Raw genomic sequence first — 25,745 nt, 5'->3', positions numbered from 1 at the left:
GACGATTACGGAGTGACCGTTGACGAACGTGCTGATAGTTGTACTGATACTTGTTGTGATCGCGGCAGTGGCCTTCGTGGTTCTGCGCGGCCGTAAGAGCGCTCCGGTGGGACGTGTCGACCCGCTTGCGGACTATCCGGAGGTCTACGACCCCCACAAGATCGGTGTCGGAGACATCATCACCTACGCGGGGATCGACCACGTGGTTCGCGGGACCATCATCCTCGACGAGGAAGGGTACATCTGGCGCGAGCACCTTCTCGACGGTTCGACCGGTCGCCGCTGGCTGACCGTCGAAGATGACGAGGGTGAACTCGAGATGACACTGTGGATGCGGCGCGAGGGCACCAACCTCGAACCGAGTGGCGACGTCATTCTCGACGACAAGGTGCACCGCAAGATCGAAAGTGGAACCGCACGGTTCACTGCCGAGGGCACCACAGGCACCGCACCGTCGGGCGTGATGGACTACGCCGACTATGCAACTGCCGACAAGACCGGGCTCATTGCATTCGAGAAGTGGGCTCGCGGCCAGTCGTGGGAGGTTTCCACCGGCCGCGCAGTCACCCGTGCAGAGTTGACCGTCATACATTCCGGCCCGCCGCAGTGAGTGTTCATCTCCTCGACGTGGAGCCCACCGACGTGGATGCGTCTGCGCTCGGCCTTGTGGTGGACGCACCGGCGCCACCGACCTTGGCCCAGCTTGTTATCGAAACAGCTGACGGTGCTTTGACTTTGGGAGTGTTGGGGGCATCGCACGTGGTCACGGCACGCTCGGGTGGTGAGACCTTGACCGAGCAGGTGTCCTGCGATGCCGTCGCAGCTGGTGGCGATCCACTGCCGGGTGCTGAAGTTCTCGGACCGTATCGTTTCGAATCTTCCACACAGACTCTCGACCGAACAGAGTTCGTTGCCGAGGCCTCCCGCTTGAAAGTGCAGGCAGCGGCGGATGGGTGGATTTGCGGATCGTTTCCCGGAGACGACACCGCCGTCACGGTGTTGTTCGGCAGCAGCCTGGGGCATGGATGGGCTTGGCAGAGTTGGCATTTGTACCCAGGGGAGGGGACTGGAGTGATAGTGAAGACCAGAAGTAGGTGGCATCCGTGATCGGTAGGAAATGGGTTGTTCCCGTCATGATCGCCATGACATGTGTGCTGTCCTCGTGCGGCAACGCGGTCAAGGACTTCATCGCGGACAATTATTCCAAGAGTTCGCAAACCGGCGACGTCGCTGTGTATTCGTCGAAAGATCCTGTCGGTACGACGGTGTCGCGGATCGTCGATGCGGAAGAACCTGCGGCCCGCAGTGCCGACGGCGGCAATGAGTACCTGCGTTACGACGACGACATCGTGACCGTCAGCGCGGCCGCCGGGGGAAGCACCATCAAGGTCGAAGACATCAACGGCACATACCGCAGCGGCGGATATGCCTATTTGGGACCGGGATTCAATCCCGGATCACCGGCCGGTGGCGGCAGCGGCAGCGGTGGATCGGGCAGCGCCAAATGACCATATCGAGTGACAATCGGACTGAACTCAGGAGAACTTCTTGAACGCCAACCTTGCTTCTGAAACTGTGGAAATCGGTACTGTTGACCCAGCTCTGCTCGTCGGTGGTGTTCTGGGGACGCTGGCGTACTTCGTAGTCGGAGTTGCAGTTCTGGCCACCGGATTTCTGGTTCTCGATCTCATGACGCCGGGCAATCTCCGCCACCAGGTGTATGTCGACAAGAATCCGAATGCGGCGATTCTTCTGGGCGCCAACCATCTTGCTCTTGCCATCATCGTCGTGACCGCAATTCTCACCAGCTCGGACGGATTTGCCCAGGGACTTGCGGATTCAGCCGTGTACGGTCTGTTCGCGATTGTTCTCCAGGCTGTTGCACTGCGACTGATGAACGCATTCCTGCCAGGTAAGTTGGTTGCGCTGGTACAAGATCCGAAGATGTGCGGCGCGGCCTGGGCGGTGGGCGTGACCCTGCTGTCCATCGGCTTGGTGAACGCCGCTGCTCTCACCTGATGACTGTCACCGATTCACGGGCTGTGCTTACTGCCCGGGCGCGGGTGCTGCTCCTCGCCGCCGTCGCTGCCTGCGCTGCCTGCGGACTGATCTACGAGTTGGCACTGCTCACTCTGTCCGTCAGTCTCACTGGCGGTGGAATCACGCAGACGTCACTGATCGTGGCCGGATTTGTTGCGGCGCTCGGTATCGGTGCTCTCGCCGCCAAACCGCTGTTGGGGCATGCGGCTATTTCCTTTGTGACAGTGGAGATTCTGCTCGGCATCATCGGTGGATTCAGCGCGGTCACGCTCTACGTCACCTTCACATTCTTTGGTTCCAGCGGGGCAGTTCTTGTTGCTGCCACGGCACTGATCGGCATTCTCGTGGGTGCGGAAGTGCCACTGCTGATGACGTTGCTGCAATCCGGACGAACTGACAATGACGCACAAAGTGCCGGAAAAGTGCTCGCCAATCTGAATGCAGCGGACTACTTGGGTGCGCTGATCGGCGGGTTGCTCTGGCCGTTTGTCTTGTTGCCGTGGGTCGGGATGATCCGGGGCGCAGCAATTACCGGGATGATCAACCTCGTCGCCGCAGCTGTGGTTGCCCTGATTCTGCTGCGGTGGCAGCTCAGCCTGCGCGCCCGACTGATTGCTGTTGCGGCAATGCTGTTGGCCGCGAGCCTGATCGGATGGTTGTTGATCGCCGCCTCCGACATCGAAATCACGGCCCGTCAGCGTCTGTATACGGATCCCGTTGTTGCGGCATCGCGATCGCAGTATCAAGAAATTGTTGTCACGGAACGTAAGAACGACGTCCGGCTCTTCCTCGACGGAGATCTCCAATTCTCGAGCGTCGACGAACATCGCTACACGGAGTCTCTGGTGTATCCGGCGCTCACGAACAATCCACAACGGGTATTGATCTTGGGCGGGGGAGACGGACTTGCAGCACGGGAAGTGTTGCGGATGCACAGCGTTGCGGAAATTGTGCAGGTGGAGCTTGATCCTGCCGTCATCGAATTGGCGAACACTCGACTGCGATCGTTGAACGGCGGCGCACTCGAAGACTCTCGAGTGCACGTTGTCCTCGACGACGCATTTCGGTGGTTGCGTGAGACGCCTCAACCCGGCTTCGACTCCGTGATCGTCGATCTCCCCGATCCTGATACCCCGGCATTGGGCAGGCTCTACTCGATGGAGTTCTACGGTCTGGCCGCGGCCGTACTCAATCCGGGCGGATTGATGGTCGTCCAGTCCGGCAGTCCGTATTCGACGCCCGATGCCTACTGGCGAACAGTGTCGACAGTGTCCGCCGTCGGTCTCGGGGTCTCCCCGTACCACGTGTTCGTTCCCAGCTTCGGGGACTGGGGATACGTACTCGCTCAGGCAGGGGCAGTGCCACCGGAATTGCGTCTGCCCGATGACGCTCCAGAATTGCGTTTCCTCGACGAGCCCACCTTGGCATCGGCTTCCGTCTTCCCACGGGACCGTCCACGCCGCGATATGGAACCGTCGACACTCGACCAGCCTCGGATAGTAGATGATATGCGCAAGGGCTATGAGCGCTAACTAACCGAGAGGATCCCCGTGCTGGATGCGCTAGGTCAATCATTGCCCGTTGCAGTCGGCTTGGCGGTTGTGTCCGTGCCGATGGCAGTTGTGGTTCTCATGCTGCTCACCGCAGGTGCTCGACGCTCGGTTGCGGCTTTCATTCTCGGTTGGATCGTGGGCATCGGAACGGTGGTGGCGCTGACTATCGCTTTTGTCGACACCGCTGTGCCCGAAACGGAGACCACACGGTGGGCAAGTATCGTCAGGGTGGTGCTGGGGTTAGTCCTCTTCGCGCTCGCTTTCAGGCAATGGCGATCACGCCCGCGAGACGGTGAGGAACCGACACAACCGAAGTGGATGACGAGTGTCGGCTCGCTCAGCCCGCTGAAATCCCTGGGGATCGCGTTGCTCTCAGCGGCCAATCCCAAGAATGCTGCCCTTGCTGTCGCGGGAGGCGCGGCTATTGCCGCCGGAACTTACGTCGTGGCAGAGCAAGCCGTCGTCGCCGTTGTGTTCACGGTTGTTGCGAGCATCGCCGTAGCTGCACCGGTTGTGGTCAACCTTGCTTTCGGCGAGCGCGCCGCGTCGATGCTCGACTCGGCAAAGTCGTGGATGGCAGCCAACAACGCCGTCATGATGACGGTGATCTTGGCTTTGCTCGGCGCGATGGTTCTGGGTGAAGGGGTCAGCGGCCTCGGCTAGTCGAGGCAGGCGGGCGAGCCTCCGCGCTCGCCTACTATTGGGTGGTGAACGAAGTCGACGACAATGCCCTCGCTACTGCTGCGATGACCGCTCTGCGTGAGCGCGGTCCGCTCGGTCTCGAAGAATGGGCGCAGTGCGTCAGTGAGTTCGGCTCTCCGTCCGATATCGCCGAAGTGCTCGATTACCTTGATGATCCGATTATCGGATACCTCCCCGGCGGCCAGTACGTCGCTCTCGACGAGCTGCTCGACGGGTTGGTGTTCACACACCGGCTCAGTGATGTCGAGATCGCGTCGGAGGTGCTCGAGGCGACGCCCGACCTCGAACCGGTGCTGCGATTCGCGTCGAGCATCGGCGGCGAAGATCGGGTTGTCGAAGCAGAGTTCGAACAAGACTTGTTGCGAGAGCGCGGGATTGATGGTGCTCTCAGCCGTCGTGTGGTTGCCTTGCCCCGTGGGACTTTGGCAGGTGCTGCCGCCGGTGATCTGATCGCAGTTGCCGTCGAAGACGGAGAGCTGACGGTGTGGCAGGCGGATGTCGAGGACGAGCCGGATCTGGCGCAGGCACTCGAGAAGGTAGTCGCCGAAAACGGTGTGGAAGCGCTCGAAGCAGTGGGTTGGCAACTCGCTGTCGACGACTCGTCGTTGTTCACTGTTCCCAGCACTCCGTTGGGTGAGCTGTTCGCGGCGGCAGGATACGAGCATCAGCGAGAACTACTAGCACGCAATGGATTCGACTTTGCTGCCTATTCTGCCCAGATCCACACCGCGGAGATTGCGTCGACCTACGATCTCACGCATGACGAAGCGGTGGCCGTTGTAGCTTTTGTCGACCTGGCTGAGCGGGGATATGTCGACGCCGAGATCGAGAATCTTGACATTCGTGACTGGGCTCGCCGACATATCGGTGTCGTTCCTGATTCGTTTGCCGCCCTTGCGGATGCGGGCGCTGCCGTGGCGGCGTTCGATCTGGGGTTCCGCAAGCAGGACTCCACCGCGGACATGATCCTCGAAGCGCTCGGCGGTGAACTGGCCGAACGCGGTCCGAAGGTTGTCAAGCCTGCTGCACATTGGTTGGCAGGTAAGGCGGCTGATCGTCTCGGACGCGTTCTCGACGCAGAGGTGCATTACGAGAAGGCGCTGGAATGGGAAGCTGATTGGGGTCCGGCGCTTTTCGAGCTCGCACAGTTTGCCGCCGACAGGAGTGACGCGACCCGAGCACTGTCCTTGTTGGGCAGAATCGAAGGCGGATCCGAGGAAACCCTGTACGAAGTGCTGCAGGAGTTCATTCCGGTGGAGCATCCCGAGCTGGGGCGAAACGACAAGTGCTGGTGTGGATCCGGCCGGAAATACAAGGTGTGTCACCTGGGGAAGGTGGACGAGTCGGTTCGAGAAGACGGCCGCTGGCTCTACAAGAAGGCGTGCATGTTCGCGTTTTCCTCCGAATTTGCCGACATGGTTGTCGAGTTCGACGATCTTGTCGCTGCCGGCGCGGCTGACGATGATCGAAGTATTTTCGACGGTCCAGCCTTGGATATCGCACTGTTCGAGGGTGGGGTCTTCGCGCAGTTCATTGCCCGCCGCGGAAAATTACTTACCGAACATGAGGTGGGTACTGCACTTCAATGGCTCGATGTCGAGCGGTCCGTGTTCGAAGTCGATGAGATCAACACGCTGCACGATCGTCGGTCCGGCGACACCGTGACCGTCAGCGGCGCCGCCGGTCTCGAGCCCGGCGATTTGGTGTGTGCCCGCGTTTTGCCTGCAGGTTCGAGTGCCCAGGTCGTCGGCAGCGTCGTCGTGTCCTCCGAATTGCAGGCCGCCAATGTGCTCCAGGTTCTCGGGCGGGATCATCAAGATGTCGTCGAGCTGATCAGAGTGCTGAGCTGAGGGCGTCGGCGCTGGTCGATGCGGAATACTCGTGCCGGGGCATACCGGATAAAGTTGGATAGGTGACCGAACCTATGGACCCCAATGACTTGATCGCCGAAGCTGCGATGGAGTTGTTGCGCGAACATGGCCCCCAGACCGCTGCTGACTGGGGAAAGTTGCTGGCTGATGCCGGCCATGGAACACCCGACGACATGACGGAGTTCGTCGAGTACGTCGAGGATCCGCTGCTCGGCTATTTGACCGGGGCCCGTTATGCCGCGCTCGACACACTGTTCGAGCACCGGATACTTACCCATCGCCTTACCGACGCCGAGATCAGCTCGGGCGTTCTCGACGCGAACCCCGACCTCATGGTCTTGCGAGTTTTCCTCGACAGCTTCGACGACGCCGAGGATCGGGAGATTCGCGTCGTACACCGTGGGCTCGACGACGCGGCCCTGGCCGAACGCGGAATCGGCGACCCGACGTTCCCGGCTGACGAAGGCTTTCTGCTTGCCCCCGACGCATTGTCGGAATGCTCGGCAGGCGATCTGATCGGGCTGTTCGTCGCCGATCGTGAGTTGACGCTCTGCACCGTTGCCGACGTAGTCGATCCGACGCCCGGATTTGCGGAGCTGCTCGCGAGCATCCTCACCGATACCGGCGCTGAAACACTCGACGCGATTGTGTGGCAGTTGATGCTCGAGGAGTCGGCACTGTTCCGGCAGCCCGCGGCTCCGCTGGGAGAACTGCTCGAAGCTGCCGGCTACGTACGCGACGGCGATTACGTCGCACTCGAAGGTTTCGATTTCGAGGCGTTCCACTTGGCGAACCGTGCGCGGATGCTCGAGATTCGCGACAACCTGCACCCCGACGAGGCCGCTGCAGTGATCGCGCTGGTCGATCTGGTGTCGGCTGCGCATCTCGAGTTCCCGGAAGACACGGCAGAAATCGGCGACTGGGCGCGTCAGCAGATCACGGAGAACCCGCAGATCTATGTGGCGGTTGCCGAACCGCCTGCAGCGGCGGCGGCACTCGAATTGTTGTCCGAACTCGACGACCACGACGAGATCTTGCACGCTGTGGCCACGGCGCTGGCCGACAAGGGGCCTCGTCGGGTAAAGCCCGCCGCGTACTGGCTCGCAGGTAAGGCGGCAGATCGTCTCGGCAAGATCATTATGGCCGAGGCATACTACGAGAGCGCGCTCGATCGCGATCCCGATTGGGTACCGGCGATTTTCGAGCTTGCGCTGCTTGCTGCCGATCGGAGCGACGCAACGCGGGCGCTTGCATTACTCGGTCGGATCGAGGGCGGAGAGTCGGAGATTCTGCACGACGTACTCGCGCGCTATGCGCCGGCGGAACATCCAGAGCTTGGCCGTAATGACAAGTGCTGGTGTGGATCCGGGCGCAAGTACAAGGTCTGCCATCTGGGTAAGTCGGAAATCACCTTCGACGACCGGGCAAATTGGTTGTACGTCAAGGCGCAATTGTTCTCACGCAGCCCCGAGTATTTCGATGTCGTCTTCGACCTTGCCGAGATTCGCGCCCAGCATTGGGATGACGACGACGCATTGACCCGGGCACTCGAAGGCGGATTGGCTGTCGACACAGCACTTTTCGACAGCAACATCTTCGGAGTGTTTGTCGAGCGGCGCGGCGAACTGCTGCCTGCCGACGAATTGGAGCTGGCGCAGCAGTGGTTGCAGGTGCCGCAATCGGTGTACGAGGTTACCTCGACGGTGCCCGGTACATCACTGACACTGAGCGACGTCCGAACCGGCGTGGCGCACGACGTCGCCGACGAGTGGGGAAGCCTGAACCTCGAAGCTGGTTCGTTGGTCTGTGCGCGAGTATTGTCCGCGGGCAGCGCGATGCGGACGTTCGGCGGAATCGAGCCGATCGCAGCCGCAGACAAGGACGGGCTGATTGCCCTGCTCGATTCACCGGAGACGGAGCCCTGGCAGTTGGTCGAGTTCTTGAGTGCTCGGTTCGCCTAGACTGCGCCGGTAAGCCTTTCCGGTAGATGTGACTACCGGAAAGGCTTACCGGGGCGGAACCTCTACGGAGTGACCTGAGCCAGCATCATCTGCTCGAAGCTGTCGCCGTACGGCGGCAACATGCCCCACTCGCCGCGCGGATCATGCTCTGCTGCTTCGAGAACCGTACGTGCGTGGCTGAACTCGAGGAAGCCTTCGCGGCCGTGGTAGTGACCGATTCCGGACGCGCCGACACCACCGAACGGTGCGTCGGAGAGGCCGGGGTGCGCCATCGCGTCGTTGATCGTGACCCCACCGGAATTGGTGCGTTCGAGCACTGATTCCTTCTCGTCGAGATCGGTGCCGAAGTAGTACAGCGCCAACGGCTTCGGTCGCGAGTTGATGTCGGCGACAACGGCGTCCATCTCGTCGTACGGCAAGATCACGACGGCCGGTCCGAAGATCTCCTCCTTCATGATCTCGGCATCCACCGGGGGATCGACGACCAATCGCAATGGACGTCGGCGCGTGTCAGCCGAAAGTTCTTCGTCGGGAACGGTGATGATGCGCGCGCCGCGATCGGCGGCATCGGCGATGTATCCCTCGATACGGGCGAGATGGCGGTCGTTGACGATGGAGACCATGTCGGTGTTGTCGGCAACGGTGGGGAAGAGACCGGTGAACGAATTGGCGAACGCGGTGATGAAGCGCTCGATGCCTTCACGCGGAACGTAGATCAGGTCGGGTGAGACGCAGAGCTGACCACCGTTGGTGGACTTCGCAATTGCCAAGCGGCGTGCAGCTTCGTCGAAGTCGGCGCTCTTACCCAGAACGCTCGGCGACTTGCCACCGAGTTCGAGAGTGACCGGGACGAGGTTCTTCGCGGCGTTGGCCATCACCAGCTTGCCGACGGACGTGCTTCCGGTGAAGACCAAGTGATCGAAGGGGAGTGAGGTGAGCCTGTCAGCGACATCGGGTCCGCCTGTGACAACCGCGATTTCGAGTGGATCCAGGGCGCGCGCAGCGGCATCGGCCAAGACGGCAGCGGTGTGCGGCACGATTTCGGAGGGCTTCAGAACGGCACGGTTGCCGGCGCCGAGTGCGCAGGCGAGGGGGCTCAAGAGCGTGAAGAGGGGTGCATTCCAGGTGCCGATGATGCCGATGGAGCCCTTGGGCTGGTACACGACGTAGGCCTTGGCGCCCAGCTGCTCCTGGACGGCGCTGGTGGCGCGGGGAGAGCGAACCATCCACTCGTCGAGCGAATCTCGGACATGCTTGAGTGAAACCATCGATCCGAGAACGTCATTCATGACGGAGTAGGCAGGGAGGCGTCCGCCGAAGTCTTCGTTCATGGCTTCGGTCAGATCTTTGTGGTTCGCCACGAGCAGGTCGATCACCTGTTGGATGCGCCGGCGACGTTCCTGCGCGCTCGGCGCTCCCGCGGCGCGGGAGGCGGCCTGTTGCGCCTGCAGGATCTGCGCAAGGTCGGTGGTGATGATGGCGTCGGTGCTCATGGGCACTCCTCGTAGTGGCGAAGTATTAGCTGAAAAGGTATCGACGCTTCGGTATGAACTGCCCGTTTCGTCTCGTTGACCGGGACGGATTCGATTGGTAGAGAGGACGCATGTCGAAGACGCAGATAAACGAGAGCGCGGTAGCTACATCAGTCGACGAGTCGACAGGAATCGGATTTCTGACCCTCGATCAGCCGCAGCGGCGCAATCCGCTCTCGGCGCAGACCATGCGGGAGGTGACCACGGGCCTTCGGGAACTCTCCGCCGACCCCCGCGTCCGGATCGTTGTCGTGCGAGCTGAGGGGCCGGTGTTCTCGGCCGGCCACGATCTGACGGAGATGATCGGCCGCACCCTCGATGACGAGCGCGCGATCTTCGACGGCTGCACCGAGATGATGGAGACGGTCCAGCAGATTGACCAGCCGGTGATCGCTGCGGTGCAGGGACCGGCTATCGCGGCAGGATGCCAGCTGGCGGCGTCGTGCGACCTTGTGGTGGCAGCGTCGAATGCTGTTTTCGGTACACCCGGAGTCAAGATCGGCCTGTTCTGCTCTACGCCGATGGTGGCTCTGAGTAGGGCGGTTGGCCGCAAACGGTCGATGCAGATGCTGCTGACGGGCCAGACGATCGACGCCGAGACCGCTGCCGATTGGGGTCTGGTGAACTTCGTCGTAGAACCGGAAGACCTGGACAAGCACGTCCGGGAACTGGCCGCCAAGATCACGACTGCCAGCCCGCTGACGGTGAAGATCGGTAAGCAGGCGTTCTATCAACAGGTCGATCTGCCCCAGGCGCAGGCGTACGAGGCGATGGCGGAAACGATGGCAACAAACGCGGTGACCTGCGACGCTCAGGAAGGCATGCAGGCGTTTGTGGATAAGCGGGCACCGCAGTGGCAGAACAAATGAACTAGCCCTTTCGGATTAGTTGGACGTCCGATAATCTATCGTGCATGAGCCTGGACCCGCGTACCAACACCATCGACGGAGTGCTTCGGCGCTCGGCAGCCAAGTACCCGGATCGGGTAGCTGTTGTTTTCGAAGATCGCTCGCGTACGTATCGGGAGCTCGACGAGGCGGTAACGCGGGTCGCGGCGTATCTCGTCAACCTTGGGTTACAGCACGGCGATCGGGTGGCCGCGTACGGAACCAACTCCGATGCCTATGTCATCGGGTTCCTCGCGTGTTGCCGGGCGGGCTTGGTGCACGTTCCGGTGAATTACGCGCTCAAGGGCGACGAACTGCGCTACCTGGTCGCGCAGTCCGGCGCTCGGGCTGTTCTGGTGGATCCGGCATTGCTGCCGACACTCGACTCGGTGCGCGGCGATCTCGATATCGACCACGTCGTGCCGTTGCGCGACGACAAAAATTCGGTGGTCACCCTCAGCACTGCCGGAGAGGTCCCGACCTTCGCACCGCGAGCCTCGTCAACCGATCTGGCACAGTTGCTCTACACATCGGGCACCACGTCGAAGCCCAAGGGCGCGATGATGTCTCATGCAGCGCTGGTGCACGAGTACGTGTCCTCGGTGATCGCGCTCGGACTCGACAAGGCAGATAACCCCCTGATCTGCATGCCCATGTACCACTCTGCGGGAATGCACGTCTTCATGCTTCCGTATCTGTCAGTCGGCGCGACGGTCAACGTGATGGCAGCGCCGGATATCCCGGAGATTCTGCGCCGCATCGAAGCCGACAAGATCGGCTCCCTGTTCCTCGCCCCCACAGTCTGGGTGCCCCTGGCCAATCATCCGGATCTCGACACCAGGGATCTGTCTTCGCTGAAGAAAGCTCAGTACGGTGCGTCGATCATGCCGGTCACCGTGCTGAATCGCCTGCGCGAGCAGTACCCGGACATCGGCTTCTACAACTGCTTCGGACAGTCCGAAATCGGCCCACTGGCAGCCGTTCTGCAGCCGGACGAGCACACGGATCGGCCGTCGTCGTGCGGTCGGGCGGTGTTCTTCGTGGAAACCCGAGTTGTCGACGCCGAGGGCAACGATGTTCCGGACGGTGTTTCCGGAGAGGTTCTCTACCGCTCACCGCAACTGTGCAATGGCTACTGGGAGAACCCGGAAGCAACTGCAGAAGCTTTCCGCGACGGCTGGTTTCATTCCGGCGATCTGGTCGTGCGTGACAGTGAAGGGTTCATCACCGTCGTCGACCGCATCAAGGACGTCATCAACACGGGCGGCATTCTCGTTGCATCGCGTGAAGTCGAAGACGCCATCTACACGCACCCGGCTGTTGCCGAAGTTGCCGTCATCGGAACACCTGACGAGAAGTGGATCGAAGCGATCACCGCAATCGTGGTTCTCAAGGACGGCCAGGACGCCCTGACGCCGGAGGTGTTGATCGCGTACGTGAAGGAGAAGATCGCTCCCTTCAAGGTGCCCAAGCATGTTCGTTTCGTACCGGAGTTGCCCCGGAACCAAAGCGGGAAGCTGCTCAAGCGCGAACTGCGCACAGTCTGAGTTCCGAGCCGGAACTGTCCGGCCGCCGTCAAAGAAGGTGTGGCCGTCTCAATCTCGTCCAACTCGGGCGCGATTATGTTGGTGTGTCCTGATAGGCTCATGCGCAGCCAAGCGGCCCGAACCGATGCCTCCCACCGGACGTGAAGACTTCCGGTAACTGAACCGGTTGGGGGACATGGGAATTGTCGGGTCTCGAGGCAGGTCGGAATCACCCGGCCTGCCTTCTGGCGATTCTCGCAGCCCGCGCGACGGGCATAAGCCCCGATCGCCTTCGGTTGACGCATCCCGACGGATAGGAACCTTCACATGTGCAGTAATCACATCGAACCCACTACGTCCGAAGAAGCCGACGCACTTGTCGAGCGTAGAGGTCATGTCCTTCTCATCACCATCAACCGACCGGCCGCTCGTAACGCAATCAATGCGGCGGTCAGCGCAATCGTCGGCGGAGCTCTCGTGGAAGCGGAGAACGATCCCGAGATTCGGGTTGTCGTGCTTACCGGGGCCGGCGACAAATCATTCTGTGCCGGAGCGGATCTCAAGGCAATCTCGCGCGGTGAGAGCGTTCATGCTCCCGGCAACGAGCACTGGGGATTTGCGGGATTCGTCAAGAACTTCATCAGCAAGCCGGTCATTGCCGCCGTCAACGGCGCCGCATTGGGCGGCGGAACCGAGTTGGCGCTCACCGCGGATTTGATTGTGGCAGCAGAGAGTTCGACGTTCGGATTGCCGGAGGTGAAGCGCGGCTTGATCGCTGGTGCCGGTGGTATGTTCCGGCTGCCGGCGCAGATCCCCCAGCGTCTCGCAATGGAGATGATGTTCACCGGCGATCCGATTTCATCGGCGAAGGCGCTCGAATGCGGGCTGATCAACCAGGTAGCAGCCGACGGCTCCGTCGTAGAGGCCGCGCTTGCTCTGGCCGAACGGATCGCCGTGAACGCGCCGTTGTCCGTGCAGGCGAGCAAGCGTGTTGCCTACGGTGTGGTCGGCGGCAAACGCGTCGACGAAGCACAGATGTGGGAGATGTCGAACGCTGAATGGCACTCCGTATTGAGCAGCGAAGACGCCAAGGAAGGGCCGATTGCATTCGCGGAGAAGCGTTCTCCGATCTGGAAGGCATGCTGAACCCCGCACAAGGCTGAATGCCTTCGGAAGAGGTACACCTCTTTCGAAGGCATTCGTTTTTCTGTCGCTACCCCGTCAGGTGAGCTTGTTCCACTGAATCGGTGAGTCGAGTACGTCCTTGAACTTGAATTCGGTGTACTTGGCGTGTGCCTGGATGTGCGCGTTCATGAGTTCTTGGGCGGCATCCGAGTCGCGGGCGGCAATGGCCTCGTAGATGTCGTCGTGGATTGTGCAGCTGGCAAGCCGATGAGTCTCCGGGTACTCGATTCCCATGGCTGATCCGTCGAGGATCCCCAGGAGTGCGTTGATCAGATGAGCGAAGAGTTGATTTCCGGACCCTCTGGCAACGATGTCGTGGAATCGAGATATCTCGTCGTGGAAGATCGTCAGATCGTTGACATTGCGCCGCGTATTGTCGACGTTACTTTTCAGTTCGGCGATTTCCTCGTCGCTCATCCGTTCTGCGGCGAGCTGAGCCATCATCGGTTCGAGCGCGGTGCGTGCTTCGACGATTGCGCGAAAGGGTGCGTTTTCGAACTGAAGCAGCAGCGTGAGGGCAGTGGCCAGGACGCTGCTGTCGGGATGCTGCACTATCGGACCGCCACCCGGGCCAGGTTTCAGTGAGATCACACCTTGTAGTTCGAGGAATCTCAGGGATTCGCGCAGTACACCTCGGCCGACCCCGTACTGCTCGAGCATGAGGTGTTCCGGGGGGAGACGGTCGCCGACCCTGTTTCCGGCACGAGCGATGTCGGAGACGATGCGCTGGGCGACTAGTAGTGCGGTCTTCTTCGGACGTAGCGACGTCTGTGCCATTGCAAAGCCTCTTTTGTCGAGTTCGGCCGGGCTCGTGCAAGCGTCGCGAACCCCTATTGATGTATACCATTGTCATGATCCGCTTCACAACGGGTAAATCTCTTGTTATGGTTCGTATGAAAACGTCGTGCCGGGTGGTCGTGGGGCCGCTCGAAGCGTGACTGTCGATGAATCAGCGACTACCGAGTGGGTGCAATGGGTATCGAAATGGCTCTGGATATGGCGACATCGGTGTATCCGGACAGGCTGGCGGTCGGGCGACGCAGCGACGGCATGACCTACCAACAGCTCAGTGACGCGGCCGCGGGCGGTGTCACGGTGCTGCGAGAGTTGGGTGCACGGGACCTGGTCTTCGTCGGCGTCAACAGTGCGGCGCTGCCACTGCTGGTCTTCTCGGCTGCGAGAGCGGGCGTGCGCTTTGCACCGTTGAATTATCGCCTCGCCACCGATCAATTGATCGAACTTATTGCGCAACTGGATGATCCGATTGTCGTGGCAGATCAGGCGTACCGAGACAAGCTCATCGATGCCGCTCCGATCGTGCTGACCACCGCCGAGTTCGCAGCTCGGGCCACAGCGGCTCCGCCTACCGAGACCGTACCGGCGGCAGATGACGAGACGGCGATCGTTCTGTTCACCAGCGGCACCACGTCCGCCCCCAAGGGTGTGCTGCTGCGCCACCAACATCTGTTGTCCTACTTGCTCAATACCGTCGAATTCGGTTCTGCCGGTGAGGAACAGGCAACGCTGGTCAGCACTCCGCCGTATCACATCGCCGGAATGGGAGCGGTGCTCAGCAACGTCTACTCCGCGCGACGGATGGTCCATCTACCCGACTTCACACCGCAGTCCTGGCTCGATCTCGTACGCGAGGAATCGATCACCAGCGCCATGGTCGTGCCGACAATGCTGGCCCGCGTCGTACAGCACCTCGACGGCGCCCAGGCCAACACCCCGGCGCTCGAATCGCTGGCCTACGGCGGTGCGCGGATGCCGCAACCGGTCCTCGAACATGCGCTCGCGGCCTTCCCTCAGACCGGCTTTGTCAACGCCTACGGTCTGACTGAAACCAGTTCCACCATCGCGGTTCTCGGCCCGGAGGACCATCGTGAGGCGCTGGCTGATCCGTCGCTGCGCAGCAGGTTGGGTTCCGTCGGACGCATCGTGCCCGGTATGGAGGTCGAGATCCGCGACGAAGCCGACAACGTGTTGGGTGACGGCGAGACCGGTCTGTTGTGGGTACGAGGCGCGCAGGTCAGCGGCGAATACATGGGCAAGGGCTCCGCTCTCGACGCACAGGGATGGTTCCCGACTCGGGATCAGGCCCGGGTGGAGGGTGAATTCCTCTACATCGGAGGTCGCGCCGACGACACCATCATCCGCGGCGGTGAGAACATTGCGCCGGCTGAGATCGAGGACGTGCTGGTTCACCATCCGTCGGTTCAGGAAACCGCGGTCATCGGAATGCCCGATGACGAATGGGGCGAGCGAATTTGCGCGGTGATTGTCGTGAAGGGCAACGACACTCCGGATCCCGAGGCGATCCGTGACTGGTGCCGCGCCCGCCTGCGTGGATCGCGCACTCCCGACGAGGTCGTTTTCGTCGACGAGCTGCCCAAGACTGCGACAGGCAAGCTTGTCCGCCGTGATCTTGCAGCCCAGATCACGTCTCCCACTCTCTGATACCCCGCCACTTTCTTTCCATTCTGGAGGCCCCATGCGTAACGCCGTGATCGTCGATATCGTCCGCACCCCGTCGGGTCGCGGCAAGCCAGGTGGAGCGCTGTCCGGGCTGCATCCGGTGGATCTGTTGGCCAGCACGCTGCGCTCGCTCGTCGCACGCAACGACTTCGATCCAGCACTGATCGACGATGTGATCGGTGGCTGTGTCAGCCAAGCGTCGGAGCAGGCAGGCAATCTCACCCGTAACGCCGTCTTCGGTGCCGGTCTCCCGGAATCGGTGCCGGCTACCACTGTCACGCGGGCCTGCGGTTCCAGCCAACAGGCTGTGCATTTCGCCGCTCAGGGCGTCATGTCGGGCGCCTACGACGTTGCAGTGGCCTGCGGTGTCGAGTCGATGAGCCGAATCCCGATGGGTACGGCCTCGATGGGGAAGGACCTGCAGGGTGATGCGGTTACTGCCCGATACCCGGAAGGTTTTGTCAATCAGGGCATCTCGGCTGAACTGGTGGCCCGCAAGTGGGGTTTGACCCGTGACGATGTCGACCAGTACGCACTTCTTTCTCATCAACGTGCGGCAGCTGCCGCTGCTGCTGGTGACTACGCCAACGAGATTGTTGCCGTCGAGGTCGACGGAGTCCGCCGCGACACCGACGAGACGGTCCGCCCCACCACGACAATGGAAAGTCTCGGCAAGCTCAACCCGTCGTTCCGCACCGACGAGGCGAATGCCCGGTTCGGAGAACTCGATTGGATGATCACTCCGGGTAACTCCTCGCCGCTCACCGATGCGGCCGCGGCGACCCTGATCATGTCCGAGGAAAAGGCCGTGGAGCTCGGTTTGACGCCACGAGCACGGTTCGTGGATTTTGCGGTGGCCGGCGATGATCCGCTGTTCATGCTGACAGCGCCGATCCCGGCCACAACCAAGGTGCTTGCGCGTGCGGGCCTTTCCGTTGCCGACATCGATGCATTCGAGGTCAACGAGGCCTTCGCGTCGGTTCCACTGGCCTGGGCCCGCGAACTCGACGTGGATCTGGCCAAGGTCAACCCCGTCGGCGGCGCGATTTCCCTCGGTCATGCGATTGGCGCCTCGGGAGTTCGCTTGCTCGCCACGATGGTCAACCATCTCGAGCGCAGCGGTGGTCGCTACGGACTTCAGACCATGTGTGAGCACGGTGGAATGGCAAACGCTCTCGTGATCGAGCGGATCTGATCTACACCTGTGTTCGGTCAATCTCGTCTACACAATTTGCAACGGTGAGGAATTCACATCATGAAGGTCAATGACAAGGTCGCTCTCGTCACGGGCGGCGCTTCGGGTTTGGGGCTCGCCACCGCGCGAGCACTGCTGGATCAGGGTGCCAAGGTTGTCTTGCTGGACCTGCCGACCTCGAATGGTGCGGCGGTTGCGGAGGAACTGGGTGAGCGAGCTCGATTCGCGCCGGCCGATGTCACCGACGAAGTTGCCGTTGCGGCCGCTCTCGACATCGCGGATTCCTTCGGTGAGCTTCGGGTAGCCGTCAACTGCGCGGGCACGGGTCGTTCGCTGCGAGTTGTCGGACGTCAGGGTGTATTCCCGATGGACGTCTTCACTCGCGTCGTCTCGATCAACCTGTTCGGCACGTTCAACGTGACGCGTCTGGCAGCAGAACGTATGGTGCGCAACGATGTCGAGGGCGAAGAGCGTGGTGTCATCATCAACACGGCATCGGTCGCCGCATTCGACGGTCAGATCGGCCAGGCGGCGTACTCGGCCTCCAAGGCCGCTGTCGCGGGCATGACTCTCCCGCTGGCGCGTGATCTGGCGTCGCACGCAATTCGCGTCGTCTCCATCGCTCCTGGCCTGTTCGACACGCCGCTGCTCGCAGGATTGAGCGACGAGGCAAAAGCATCGTTGGGCTCGCAGGTGCCACACCCGAGTCGGTTGGGCGCGCCCGACGAGTTCGGTTCGCTCGCTGCGCATATCGTCTCGAATCCGATGCTCAACGGTGAAGTCATTCGGTTGGATGGAGGCATTCGGATGGCGCCGCGGTGACCGCGGCCGGGCCCGTGTTCAGTCGGGAATGGCGACTGGTGCGATACCTGCAGGGTCAGCCGAACGACACCGACGTCGAACTGGTTTCGACGGCGGTCGGTGAGCCGGGCCCTGGTTTCGTTCGTGTCGAGAACGACGTCATGTCGGTGGAGCCGTACATGCGAGGCCGAATGGCGCAGCGATCGACGTATGCGGAACCGTACGCCATTGGCGAGGCAATGCGGGCTCCCACCGTGGGGCGGGTAACCGCGTCGTCCTCGGATGCGATTGCGGTCGGAACAATGGTGGTTCACGACTACGGTTGGCGAGAGCACTCGCTGGTGCCGGAAGCCGAGTGCACTGTTGTCGACACCGGCAGCGGGATTTCTTCCCACCATCTCGGGCCGCTCGGGATTCCGGGCATGACTGCATGGGTGGGTGCGCGTCGGATCGCTCAGCTGAAGTCCGGTGACGTCGTCTTCATATCCTCTGCCGCGGGTGCTGTCGGATCGACGGTTGTGCAGATCGCAAAAGCTCTGGGCTGCACAGTGATCGGCAGTGCCGGATCTGCAGAGAAGGCGGCGTTGGTTTGCGATCTCGGTGCCGATGCTGCGTTCGACTATCGCAGTGGTTCCGTCAGTAGCCTCCTTCGCGGCGCATTGGCCGATCTGGGTGCGCCCGGACTCGACGTCTACTTCGACAATGTCGGCGGGGATCATCTCGAAGCAGCGATTCGCGTGCTCAACGATCATGCCCGAGTGGCATTGTGCGGAATGATCAGCATCTACAATTCCGCGACTCCGCAGCCCGGCCCCAGTAACCTGATCAAGCTGGTGTGGCGTCGTGCGCGGATGGAAGGGTTCCTGTTGCGGGATCATCTGGATGCGCGGCCCGAATTCGAGGAAGAGATGCGCGACTGGATCAGCTCCGGTGCGGTTCGACCGGTGGAGACCGCAGTACCGGGTGGTATCGGCGGTGCGTGGGCCGGCTTCCTGGGAATGCTCGACGGCGCCGGAACCGGCAAGACCGTCGTCCCACTCCGGTGACGTCATACGAGAATTCAACTGAAGACAACTGCAGTAATCAATGTGCAAGAGGGATCTTGCCAAGGAGAGGACCCTGACATGTCGGACCTTCAGCTCGAGGGCAAAGTTGCCGTGGTAACCGGCGGAAGCCGTGGACTGGGACGCGAAATGGTCCTGGGTTTTGCCGCAGCCGGAGCAGACGTGATGATCGTCAGCCGAAAGCTCGACAGCTGTGAGGAATTGGCGACGCAGGTTCGTGAGACCACCGGTCGTCGCGCGGTTGCCTACTCCTGTCACATGGGCGACTGGGCTGCTCAGGACGGGTTGGTGGAGCGCGCGTACCAAGAGTTCGGCAAGGTCGACATCCTCGTCAACAATGCCGGTATGTCGCCGCTGTACTCGAGCCTCGACGAGATCTCGGAAGATCTGTACGACAAGGTGATGGCCGTGAACCTCAAGGGACCGTTCCGGTTGACCGCATTGGTCGGCAAGCGGATGGCCGAAGGTGACGGCGGCTCGATCATCAACATCAGCAGTATTGCCGCTGAGCGCCCCACTCCCGGCGACCTGCCATACGCTGCCGCCAAGAGCGGGCTGAACATTCTTACCAAGGGATTTGCCCAGGCCTACGGGCCGAAGGTTCGCGTCAACGCGATCATGGCGGGCCCGTTCCTGACGGACATCAGCAAGGCATGGGATATGGACCAGGTTGCTGAGCGCATGCAGGCATACCCGTTGCGCCGCCCCGGAAATCCCGACGAAATTGTCGGTGCCGCGCTGTACCTGGCGGGAGACGCTTCGAGTTACACCACCGGCGCGTTGCTGCCGGTGGACGGCGGGCGTATCGCCAAGGCTTAGTTCGTAGCACTCGGTTCACGGTGCGTCGGCGCCGAAGCCACACACTTCCACGAAAGGAATAGCGATGTCTTGGGGTTTTGAAACCGACCCGGAGTACCAGAAGGTTCTGGATTGGGCCGAGGAGTTCGTTCGCGAAGAAGTAGAGCCTGTCGACCGGGTCATCACGCACGCCTGGGACATGTCGGATCCGCTGCGTAACAAGCTGATCAAGCCGCTGCAGCAGAAGGTTCGCGAAAAGGGTCTGTGGGCGACGCACCTCGGTGCAGAGCTGGGCGGGCAGGGGTACGGCCAGCTCAAGCTCGGTTTGCTCAACGAGATCATCGGTCGCACACACAGTGGCCCCGTGGTCTTCGGTTGCCAGGCGCCGGATTCGGGTAACACCGAGATCCTGGCGCACTACGGCACTCCGGAACTCAAGAAGCGCTACCTCGAGCCCCTTGTCTCCAACGAGATCGTCTCCTGCTACGCGATGACCGAGCCGCAGGGCGGCTCGAACCCGGTGGAGTTCGAGACCACTGCAGTTCTCGACGGTGACGAGTGGGTCATCAACGGAGAGAAGTGGTTCGGATCCAACGCTCGCTTTGCCTCGTTCTACATCGTCATGGCGGTGACGGACCCGGAGGCGGAACCGCACCGGCGACTGTCGCAGTTTATCGTTCCGGCTGAAACCCCCGGGCTCTCGATCGTTCGCAACACGGGCGTCTGGGGTCACGACTACGAGGTCGGCACACACGCCTATACCCGTTGGGAGAACGTGCGAATTCCCAAGGACCACATCCTCGGTGGGGTCGGCCAGGGCTTCGAGGTTGCGCAGACGCGACTCGGCGGTGGCCGCATCCACCACGCGATGCGCACCGTCGGATTGGTGAAGGCTTCGCTCGACATGATGCTCGAACGTGCAGTCTCGCGGACCACCCGCGGCAGTCGTCTCGGTGACAAGCAGCTGGTCCAGGAAATGATCGCGGACTCGTGGATCCAGATCGAGCAGTTCCGTTTGTTCGTGCTGCGTACGGCGTGGAAGATCGACCAGGAGAACGACTACCGCAAGGTGATCAAGGACATCGCCGCGGTCAAGGCTGCGATGCCGAAGGTGCTGCTCGACGTCACCTCGCGTGCCGTCCAGTTGCACGGTTCGCTTGGTGTCTCCAAGGAACTTCCGTTGGGTAAGTGGCTGATCGAGAGCTACCACATGGGGCTTGCCGACGGCGCTACCGAGATCCACAAGATCGCCGTGGCGCGCCAGTTGCTGCGCGGGGTCGAGCCGGCGGAGGGTCTGTTCCCGAGCTATCACATCCCGGCGCTCGAGGAGAAGGCTCGTGCGAAGTTCGATCTGACGGACAGCGCGTACGACGCGTAGCCCGACGAGATCCGAGAGGTGTTCCCCGGCAAAGAGTGCCGGGGAACGCCTCTCGATTTTTTTGCTCAGTTGTCTCGGCTGATGACAAACGCTGTCGAGCCGGCCAGTCCGTTCGACACCGTCGCAATCGAGCGCGATGCTCCGGGGACCTGCCGTTCGCCGCCACGGTCGGTGACCTGAAACGCCGCCTCCGTCAGCTGCGTCATGCCGTGCAGTCGCCCTTCGGCCAGGCAACCGCCGCCGGTGTTCACCGGCAGGGTGCCGTCCAGGCGGGCGTTTCCGTCGTCGATGAAGCGAAGAGCCTCGCCGGAAGGTACCAGCCCCAGGCCTTCGAGCCACGTGTGGGTGAAGACACTGAAGCCATCGTAGAGTTGTGCCACATCGATGTCGGTAGCTGCCAACCCTGTTGACGCCCAGAGTCGTTCACCGGTCTGTGCGCATCCGGTGAGGATGTCTTCCAGGTTCATCGGCACCCCGGTGGCGCCGACATGCGTGCTGGCGGCGTAGCCGCTCACCAAGGCCGGCGGATTCTTGAGATCTCGGGCCCGGTCAGTGCGGGTGAGAACCATTGCGACCGCGCCGTCAACCGGAATATCGCAGTCCAGCATCGTGATCGGATCGGCGATCATCCGAGAGGACAGGTACTGCTCGTGTGTCAGTGTCTTGTCACGGAAGAACGCATGGGGGTTCTTGTTTGCGTTGGCGCGATTGTCTACTGCGAAGTTCGCCAAACTCTCACGTGTCCCGCCACGCAGATCCAGGAAACGGCGGAAAACGGTGGATGCCCAGGCGGCCGGCATCGAGAAGCCGTACGGCGCGAAGTACTGGTCGCGGCCGGACGCATAGGCGCTCGTGAAGTTCGAGTAACGACCGACCGGCATGTGCAGTGCTCGATACACGATCACGTGGGAGCATGCACCCGCTGCGAGCGCATTGATCGCGTCGATTGCGGCGTGGGTGACCATCGGGGTGGTGTTGCCCATCCAGGTCAGCTGATCTTGGATATGAAGGGCTTGGCCGAGGAATCCTGGTGTGACCACGTCGATGCCGTCGACAGTGCCCTTGTCGCCGCCGTAGACGGGCATCGTCGGGGTTGTTGCCAGTCCGTCGATGTCTTTGCGGGTCAGTCCGGCGTCAGCGATTGCGGTGTCGACCGCTTCGAGGGTCAAGGAGGCGAGGGTTCGCGGGGATCGACGGGTGAGTTCGGTGTATCCGATTCCGGCGATCGCAACCTTGTCGCGTAGTTCCCACATCGGTCAGACTCCAATCGTGTCGATGCGCGCCGGACGGAACTGCGGCAGTTCGCAATCCGGGGTGAGGTTCTCGAACATCACTTCCATCGGCATCCCGATTTTCACGGAATCGATGGGCACGTCCAGGACGTTGGCGATCATGAACAGCCGTTCCTGCTCTTCCAGTTCGATCACGCCGACGATGTAGGGAAGCATGTTCGCGAATGCCGGAGCCGGGGCGTCGTGAATGACGGCGAAGGAATACAGCGTTCCGCGACCGGAAACGTCCCGATAGCAGAGGTCGGTGTTGTCGCATCCCGGGCAGGTTCCGACTGGCGTGTGAAGCAGCAGTTCACATGCGCTGCAGTACTGAATGGCTAGGCGATGTTCACGTGCAGCGGCCCAGTATCCGGCTGAGTTCTCGTCGGCTCGGGGGATCGGCTTGCCGGCGACGTGGCCGGCGTCTTCGGATTGGGTCATTGGTTGCTTCTCATTCTTCGGTGGTCTTGTCTTGGTCAGCTCGGAGCCCTAGTATCGACTCTAATTCAAATAATGATAGTCATGAATATCTTCGGTGATGCAGATTTGCCCCCTCGTGTGCGATGTGCGGCTGCGATTGCAAGATTTACGGTTGCCGAAAGTCTATGATCATGATTATAGTGAAATAGGTTACAGTGGATTCGGGTTGAGTCCGCGGGTGTTACGACAAGGAGTGCGAGATGAGTTCTGATTCCGAGGGAACGACGGCCGGTAACGGCAACCGACTGCGCTGCAATGTCTGCGGGTCCGAGGCGATCGTGACGAAAGCCGGCGGCTCGGCTCTGAGCTGCTGCGCACAGCCGGTCGAAATCACTTTCGGCGCATAGTAAACCGCTAATCACCGCATTCCGCTCTGCCGAGATGCGTCAGCAAGAAGGGCACGAACATGAACGAGGTTGGTAAGCGCTACACCTGCGCAACGTGCGAGACCCAGATTATCTGCGTCAAGAAGGGTGGCGGACAGTTCACCTGCCACGGGGTTGCAATGGAACTCGTTACGGCTAAGCCGCTTCCGTCGTCCGACTGAGCCGACAAGGCTCTCAATCGGTTTCGCTTGAACTAACAATCTTCTGGCCGTTCGCGGCCGGCAGGCAATGCTGCGCGTACCGCGCATGAGATAAGGAGACGGTGCAATGGTCGGTCCACTTGACGGACTTGTTGTCGTTGATGCGAGCTGGGGTATGCCGTCTGCTGTCTCCAGCATGATGCTCGCCGACTACGGAGCACGGGTCATCAAACTGGAGCGTCCCGGCGGTGGCCACGACGAGAATTCCGCGATGCGCAAGTCGCTCGATCGTGGAAAGTGGAGCGTTCAGGCTGATCTGCGTACTGATGAGGGACGCCGTATCGCTGAGCAGTTGCTTTCCACTGCAGATGTTTTCATCGAGTCGTTCGGTAGTGGACGTGCAAAGGATTTCGGACTCGACTACGAGGCAGTTCATGCTCGTCATCCCGAGTTGGTCTACGCCTCTGTTACCGGTTACGGCAACGAGGGACCGCTCGCCGAGCGTCCCGGCTACGAAGCACTCCTCAATGCGCGCCTGGGACAGATGGCAGAGCAGGGTGGACACCGTTCCGGCCCGATTTTCATGGGCCATCCGACGGTGTCGTACGGCACCGCCTTCATTACCACCATCGGTATCCTGTCGGCGCTGCGTGCCCGCAAGCTCAACGGCACCGGCCAGAAGGTCGACACGTCACTGCTCGACGGAATGCTGGCCATCTCGTCGATGAACTGGTGGTGGAACGAGAAGGATATTTCCTACCTGGCGCGCAGTGGTACGCAGACCGGATTCGGTAACAAGCGTCTGATCACCGACCCCTTCCAGTGTGCCGACGGCAAATGGTTGACCCCGCACACCGGTGGTCCCGGATCCTACAAGCGCATGATGGACCTGCTCGGTTTCGGTGACCAGACCCAAACCATCGACGGTCCCGAGATGTCGGTGCCGCTCAACGACATCGAACTCGACATTGCTCGCAACAAGGTTCCCGAGGCGTTCAAGTCGCGCAACCGCGACGAGTGGCTCGAGATGTTCCATGCCGCCGACATCGCAGCGTTGCCGCTGTTGCATCCCGAAGAGACCTTCGAAGACGACCAGGTGAAGTTTGCCGAAATCGCCATTGAACTACCTGACGAGGATCACGGCACGATTCGACAGATCGGACCGGTTATCCGCTTCGAGAAGTCCAAGCCTGCAACACCGACCGCTGCGCCGCGTCCGGGTGCACATGACACGCGCATCGGTGAGATTGCGCGCTCGCCGATCTGGGCACCAGCGCCCACTGAGGGCTCCGCTGTTGTATCACCGCTGCAGGGCGTCAAGATTCTCGACTTCAGTTCGTACTTTGCCACCGGTTTTGCGGCCCGTCTGCTGTCCGACCTGGGTGCAGACGTCATCAAGATCGAACCTCTCGTAGGCGATCAGATGCGTCCGCTCGGCGACCTCTTCGAAGGTGCAAACCGCGGAAAGCGCAATATCGCCTTGGATATGCGCACCAAGGAGGGGCAGGAAATTGCCCACCGGTTGGTCGCGGACGCCGACGTCGTGCTGCAGAACTACCGTCCCGGTAAGGCCGAGAAGATCGGTCTCGGATACGAACAGCTCAAGGCAATCAATCCCAACCTGCTGTACGCCTACTTGCCCGGATTCGGCTCGGCCGGTCCGAAGTCGTCGCTGAAGTCCTTTGCGCCGTTGGTCTCCGGACTGGTCGGTCTCAACTTCGAGGGTTCCGGCAAAGGCAATCCGCCGATCCGTCGGGTTATCGGTAACGAGGATCTCTACAACGGCTTCCTCGGAGCCGTCACGGTTCTACTCGGACTGCACCACCGAATCAACACCGGTGAAGCTCAGTACGTGGAGAGCCCGCAGTTGCACTCGAGCCTGTTCGTGATCAGCGAGCACTCGGCCGATCTCGACGGCAATGCGATACCGGCACACGAGCTCGATTCCGAGCAGAACGGTTGGTCCCCTCTCTATCGTCTGTACAAGACGTCGGACGGGTGGATCTGCATCGCTGTCTTCGGTGACGCGGCATTCGGTCGACTGGCAGTTGCGCTCAACGCGGCAGACCTCGCGACGGACGAGCGTTTTGCAACCAAGGCCGCCCGCGTCGAGAATGCCGATGCACTCGCCGACATCCTGGGCGCTGCATTCGCTGCACTCGACAGCGCCGGCGCATTCAAGTTGCTCGACGACAACAAGGTTCCGGCGGAGGTCCCGCTCGATTACCCGATCATGCCTGAATTGCTGTGGGAGGAATGGGCACTCGACTCATCGCGGGTCGTCGAACATCATCACCCTGAATACGGCTGGTCGCGCGAAGTCGGCATGGTGATCCATCTATCCGATACGCCTGGCCGGTTCAAGGGTGGAAGCCCACAGCTCGGTCAGCACTCAGCGGAGATTCTTGCCGAGCTGGGCTACAGCGCCGGCGAGGTCGACTCATTCATGGCAACTGTGTGCAAGCTGCCCACGGTCGCGGTAAAGGAATCCTGACCC

At 61.4% G+C, this 25,745-nt stretch carries 23 protein-coding genes; 19 read left to right on the top strand and 4 right to left on the bottom strand.

Annotation, left to right across the window (positions count from 1 at the left end):
* Positions 1–19: 19 nt before the first annotated feature.
* The 8 genes from ACFRFQ_RS05430 (at position 20) to ACFRFQ_RS05395 (ending at position 8,127) form a co-directional block, all read left to right on the top strand.
* Entirely contained in the window at positions 20–610 is a 591-nt protein-coding gene (locus tag ACFRFQ_RS05430) for a DUF4178 domain-containing protein (protein WP_378654058.1), read from the top strand.
* The gene (locus ACFRFQ_RS05425; protein ID WP_378654055.1) at positions 607–1,107 is read left to right on the top strand and encodes a DUF2617 family protein; all 501 of its coding nucleotides are present in this window, start codon (positions 607–609) and stop codon (positions 1,105–1,107) included. Before ACFRFQ_RS05430 ends, ACFRFQ_RS05425 begins: the two co-directional genes overlap by 4 nt.
* A gap of 35 nt (positions 1,108–1,142) precedes the next feature.
* Positions 1,143–1,508: a DUF4247 domain-containing protein gene (locus ACFRFQ_RS05420; RefSeq protein ID WP_378655051.1), complete on the top strand. Its 366-nt coding sequence runs from the start codon at positions 1,143–1,145 to the stop codon at positions 1,506–1,508.
* Positions 1,509–1,548: 40 nt separating this feature from the next.
* Positions 1,549–2,019: a DUF350 domain-containing protein gene (locus tag ACFRFQ_RS05415; protein WP_378654052.1), complete on the top strand. Its 471-nt coding sequence runs from the start codon at positions 1,549–1,551 to the stop codon at positions 2,017–2,019.
* The gene (locus tag ACFRFQ_RS05410; RefSeq protein ID WP_378654050.1) at positions 2,019–3,572 is read left to right on the top strand and encodes a polyamine aminopropyltransferase; all 1,554 of its coding nucleotides are present in this window, start codon (positions 2,019–2,021) and stop codon (positions 3,570–3,572) included. The genes ACFRFQ_RS05415 and ACFRFQ_RS05410 overlap by 1 nt, the downstream gene beginning before the upstream one ends.
* Before the next feature lie 18 nt (positions 3,573–3,590).
* Positions 3,591–4,256, top strand: a complete 666-nt coding sequence (locus ACFRFQ_RS05405; RefSeq protein ID WP_378654047.1) for a GAP family protein — start codon at positions 3,591–3,593, stop codon at positions 4,254–4,256.
* A gap of 44 nt (positions 4,257–4,300) precedes the next feature.
* Positions 4,301–6,145, top strand: coding sequence for an SEC-C domain-containing protein (locus tag ACFRFQ_RS05400; RefSeq protein WP_378654045.1), 1,845 nt, complete (start codon positions 4,301–4,303; stop codon positions 6,143–6,145).
* A gap of 62 nt (positions 6,146–6,207) precedes the next feature.
* A complete protein-coding gene (locus ACFRFQ_RS05395) occupies positions 6,208–8,127 on the top strand; it encodes an SEC-C metal-binding domain-containing protein (RefSeq protein WP_378654042.1) in 1,920 nt (639 codons plus the stop codon).
* A 62-nt stretch (positions 8,128–8,189) separates the two neighbouring features.
* Here ACFRFQ_RS05395 and ACFRFQ_RS05390 read toward each other — a convergent pair whose 3' ends face one another.
* Positions 8,190–9,620, bottom strand: a complete 1,431-nt coding sequence (locus tag ACFRFQ_RS05390) for an aldehyde dehydrogenase family protein (protein WP_378654040.1) — start codon at positions 9,618–9,620, stop codon at positions 8,190–8,192.
* Positions 9,621–9,730: 110 nt separating this feature from the next.
* Here ACFRFQ_RS05390 and ACFRFQ_RS05385 point away from each other — a divergent pair, with 110 nt between their 5' ends.
* The 3 genes from ACFRFQ_RS05385 to ACFRFQ_RS05375 all read left to right on the top strand — a co-directional run bounded on the left by ACFRFQ_RS05385 (position 9,731) and on the right by ACFRFQ_RS05375 (position 13,218).
* Positions 9,731–10,528, top strand: coding sequence for an enoyl-CoA hydratase (locus tag ACFRFQ_RS05385; RefSeq protein ID WP_378654039.1), 798 nt, complete (start codon positions 9,731–9,733; stop codon positions 10,526–10,528).
* Between the two features lie 44 nt (positions 10,529–10,572).
* Positions 10,573–12,093 carry an acyl-CoA synthetase gene (locus ACFRFQ_RS05380; RefSeq protein WP_378654037.1) on the top strand — a complete coding sequence of 507 codons (1,521 nt, stop codon included), beginning with the start codon at positions 10,573–10,575 and terminating at the stop codon, positions 12,091–12,093.
* 306 nt (positions 12,094–12,399) lie between these two features.
* The gene (locus ACFRFQ_RS05375) at positions 12,400–13,218 is read left to right on the top strand and encodes a crotonase/enoyl-CoA hydratase family protein (protein WP_378654035.1); all 819 of its coding nucleotides are present in this window, start codon (positions 12,400–12,402) and stop codon (positions 13,216–13,218) included.
* Positions 13,219–13,293: 75 nt separating this feature from the next.
* Here ACFRFQ_RS05375 and ACFRFQ_RS05370 read toward each other — a convergent pair whose 3' ends face one another.
* Entirely contained in the window at positions 13,294–14,034 is a 741-nt protein-coding gene (locus ACFRFQ_RS05370; RefSeq protein WP_378654034.1) for a FadR/GntR family transcriptional regulator, read from the bottom strand.
* A gap of 195 nt (positions 14,035–14,229) precedes the next feature.
* Here ACFRFQ_RS05370 and ACFRFQ_RS05365 point away from each other — a divergent pair, with 195 nt between their 5' ends.
* The 6 genes from ACFRFQ_RS05365 to ACFRFQ_RS05340 all read left to right on the top strand — a co-directional run bounded on the left by ACFRFQ_RS05365 (position 14,230) and on the right by ACFRFQ_RS05340 (position 20,971).
* On the top strand, positions 14,230–15,717 hold the full coding sequence (locus ACFRFQ_RS05365; RefSeq protein WP_378654031.1) for a class I adenylate-forming enzyme family protein: 1,488 nt from the start codon (positions 14,230–14,232) through the stop codon (positions 15,715–15,717).
* 34 nt (positions 15,718–15,751) lie between these two features.
* Positions 15,752–16,930 (top strand): thiolase family protein, encoded by a 1,179-nt coding sequence (locus ACFRFQ_RS05360; RefSeq protein WP_378654028.1) that lies wholly within the window; start codon positions 15,752–15,754, stop codon positions 16,928–16,930.
* A gap of 60 nt (positions 16,931–16,990) precedes the next feature.
* The gene (locus ACFRFQ_RS05355; protein WP_378654025.1) at positions 16,991–17,752 is read left to right on the top strand and encodes a 3-hydroxyacyl-CoA dehydrogenase; all 762 of its coding nucleotides are present in this window, start codon (positions 16,991–16,993) and stop codon (positions 17,750–17,752) included.
* The gene (locus ACFRFQ_RS05350; RefSeq protein WP_378654022.1) at positions 17,749–18,777 is read left to right on the top strand and encodes an NADP-dependent oxidoreductase; all 1,029 of its coding nucleotides are present in this window, start codon (positions 17,749–17,751) and stop codon (positions 18,775–18,777) included. Before ACFRFQ_RS05355 ends, ACFRFQ_RS05350 begins: the two co-directional genes overlap by 4 nt.
* 78 nt (positions 18,778–18,855) lie before the next feature.
* Positions 18,856–19,614: an SDR family NAD(P)-dependent oxidoreductase gene (locus tag ACFRFQ_RS05345; RefSeq protein WP_378654020.1), complete on the top strand. Its 759-nt coding sequence runs from the start codon at positions 18,856–18,858 to the stop codon at positions 19,612–19,614.
* 64 nt (positions 19,615–19,678) lie between these two features.
* Positions 19,679–20,971 (top strand): acyl-CoA dehydrogenase family protein, encoded by a 1,293-nt coding sequence (locus ACFRFQ_RS05340; protein ID WP_378654018.1) that lies wholly within the window; start codon positions 19,679–19,681, stop codon positions 20,969–20,971.
* A 65-nt stretch (positions 20,972–21,036) separates the two neighbouring features.
* Here the strand turns inward: ACFRFQ_RS05340 and ACFRFQ_RS05335 are convergent, their stop codons facing one another.
* Both ACFRFQ_RS05335 and ACFRFQ_RS05330 read right to left on the bottom strand, forming a co-directional pair.
* Positions 21,037–22,224, bottom strand: coding sequence for a hypothetical protein (locus ACFRFQ_RS05335; RefSeq protein WP_378654016.1), 1,188 nt, complete (start codon positions 22,222–22,224; stop codon positions 21,037–21,039).
* A 3-nt stretch (positions 22,225–22,227) separates the two neighbouring features.
* On the bottom strand, positions 22,228–22,683 hold the full coding sequence (locus tag ACFRFQ_RS05330) for a Zn-ribbon domain-containing OB-fold protein (protein WP_378654013.1): 456 nt from the start codon (positions 22,681–22,683) through the stop codon (positions 22,228–22,230).
* Positions 22,684–22,922: 239 nt separating this feature from the next.
* On the opposite strand from ACFRFQ_RS05330, the gene ACFRFQ_RS05325 reads away from it, so the two are divergent.
* Positions 22,923–23,069 (top strand): hypothetical protein, encoded by a 147-nt coding sequence (locus ACFRFQ_RS05325; RefSeq protein WP_378654011.1) that lies wholly within the window; start codon positions 22,923–22,925, stop codon positions 23,067–23,069.
* 306 nt (positions 23,070–23,375) lie between these two features.
* Positions 23,376–25,742, top strand: a complete 2,367-nt coding sequence (locus ACFRFQ_RS05320) for a CaiB/BaiF CoA transferase family protein (RefSeq protein ID WP_378654008.1) — start codon at positions 23,376–23,378, stop codon at positions 25,740–25,742.
* The last annotated feature ends 3 nt before the right edge of the window (positions 25,743–25,745 follow it).

This window comes from Rhodococcus sp. NPDC056743 (assembly GCF_042790355.1).
Taxonomy (GTDB): domain Bacteria; phylum Actinomycetota; class Actinomycetes; order Mycobacteriales; family Mycobacteriaceae; genus Rhodococcus_F.
Note: the sequence above shows the minus strand (reverse complement) of the source record. Positions and strands in the feature narration are given on the sequence as shown.

Coding starts and splice junctions, on each gene's coding strand:
- ACFRFQ_RS05325 (WP_378654011.1), top strand. CDS start 22,923: ATGAGTTCTGATTCCGAGGGAACGACGGCCGGTAACGGCAACCGACTG.
- ACFRFQ_RS05410 (WP_378654050.1), top strand. CDS start 2,019: ATGACTGTCACCGATTCACGGGCTGTGCTTACTGCCCGGGCGCGGGTG.
- ACFRFQ_RS05380 (WP_378654037.1), top strand. CDS start 10,573: ATGAGCCTGGACCCGCGTACCAACACCATCGACGGAGTGCTTCGGCGC.
- ACFRFQ_RS05345 (WP_378654020.1), top strand. CDS start 18,856: ATGTCGGACCTTCAGCTCGAGGGCAAAGTTGCCGTGGTAACCGGCGGA.
- ACFRFQ_RS05355 (WP_378654025.1), top strand. CDS start 16,991: ATGAAGGTCAATGACAAGGTCGCTCTCGTCACGGGCGGCGCTTCGGGT.
- ACFRFQ_RS05390 (WP_378654040.1), bottom strand. CDS start 9,620: ATGAGCACCGACGCCATCATCACCACCGACCTTGCGCAGATCCTGCAG.
- ACFRFQ_RS05365 (WP_378654031.1), top strand. CDS start 14,230: ATGGGTATCGAAATGGCTCTGGATATGGCGACATCGGTGTATCCGGAC.
- ACFRFQ_RS05335 (WP_378654016.1), bottom strand. CDS start 22,224: ATGTGGGAACTACGCGACAAGGTTGCGATCGCCGGAATCGGATACACC.
- ACFRFQ_RS05370 (WP_378654034.1), bottom strand. CDS start 14,034: ATGGCACAGACGTCGCTACGTCCGAAGAAGACCGCACTACTAGTCGCC.
- ACFRFQ_RS05420 (WP_378655051.1), top strand. CDS start 1,143: ATGACATGTGTGCTGTCCTCGTGCGGCAACGCGGTCAAGGACTTCATC.
- ACFRFQ_RS05340 (WP_378654018.1), top strand. CDS start 19,679: ATGTCTTGGGGTTTTGAAACCGACCCGGAGTACCAGAAGGTTCTGGAT.
- ACFRFQ_RS05375 (WP_378654035.1), top strand. CDS start 12,400: ATGTGCAGTAATCACATCGAACCCACTACGTCCGAAGAAGCCGACGCA.
- ACFRFQ_RS05360 (WP_378654028.1), top strand. CDS start 15,752: ATGCGTAACGCCGTGATCGTCGATATCGTCCGCACCCCGTCGGGTCGC.
- ACFRFQ_RS05320 (WP_378654008.1), top strand. CDS start 23,376: ATGGTCGGTCCACTTGACGGACTTGTTGTCGTTGATGCGAGCTGGGGT.
- ACFRFQ_RS05330 (WP_378654013.1), bottom strand. CDS start 22,683: ATGACCCAATCCGAAGACGCCGGCCACGTCGCCGGCAAGCCGATCCCC.
- ACFRFQ_RS05385 (WP_378654039.1), top strand. CDS start 9,731: ATGTCGAAGACGCAGATAAACGAGAGCGCGGTAGCTACATCAGTCGAC.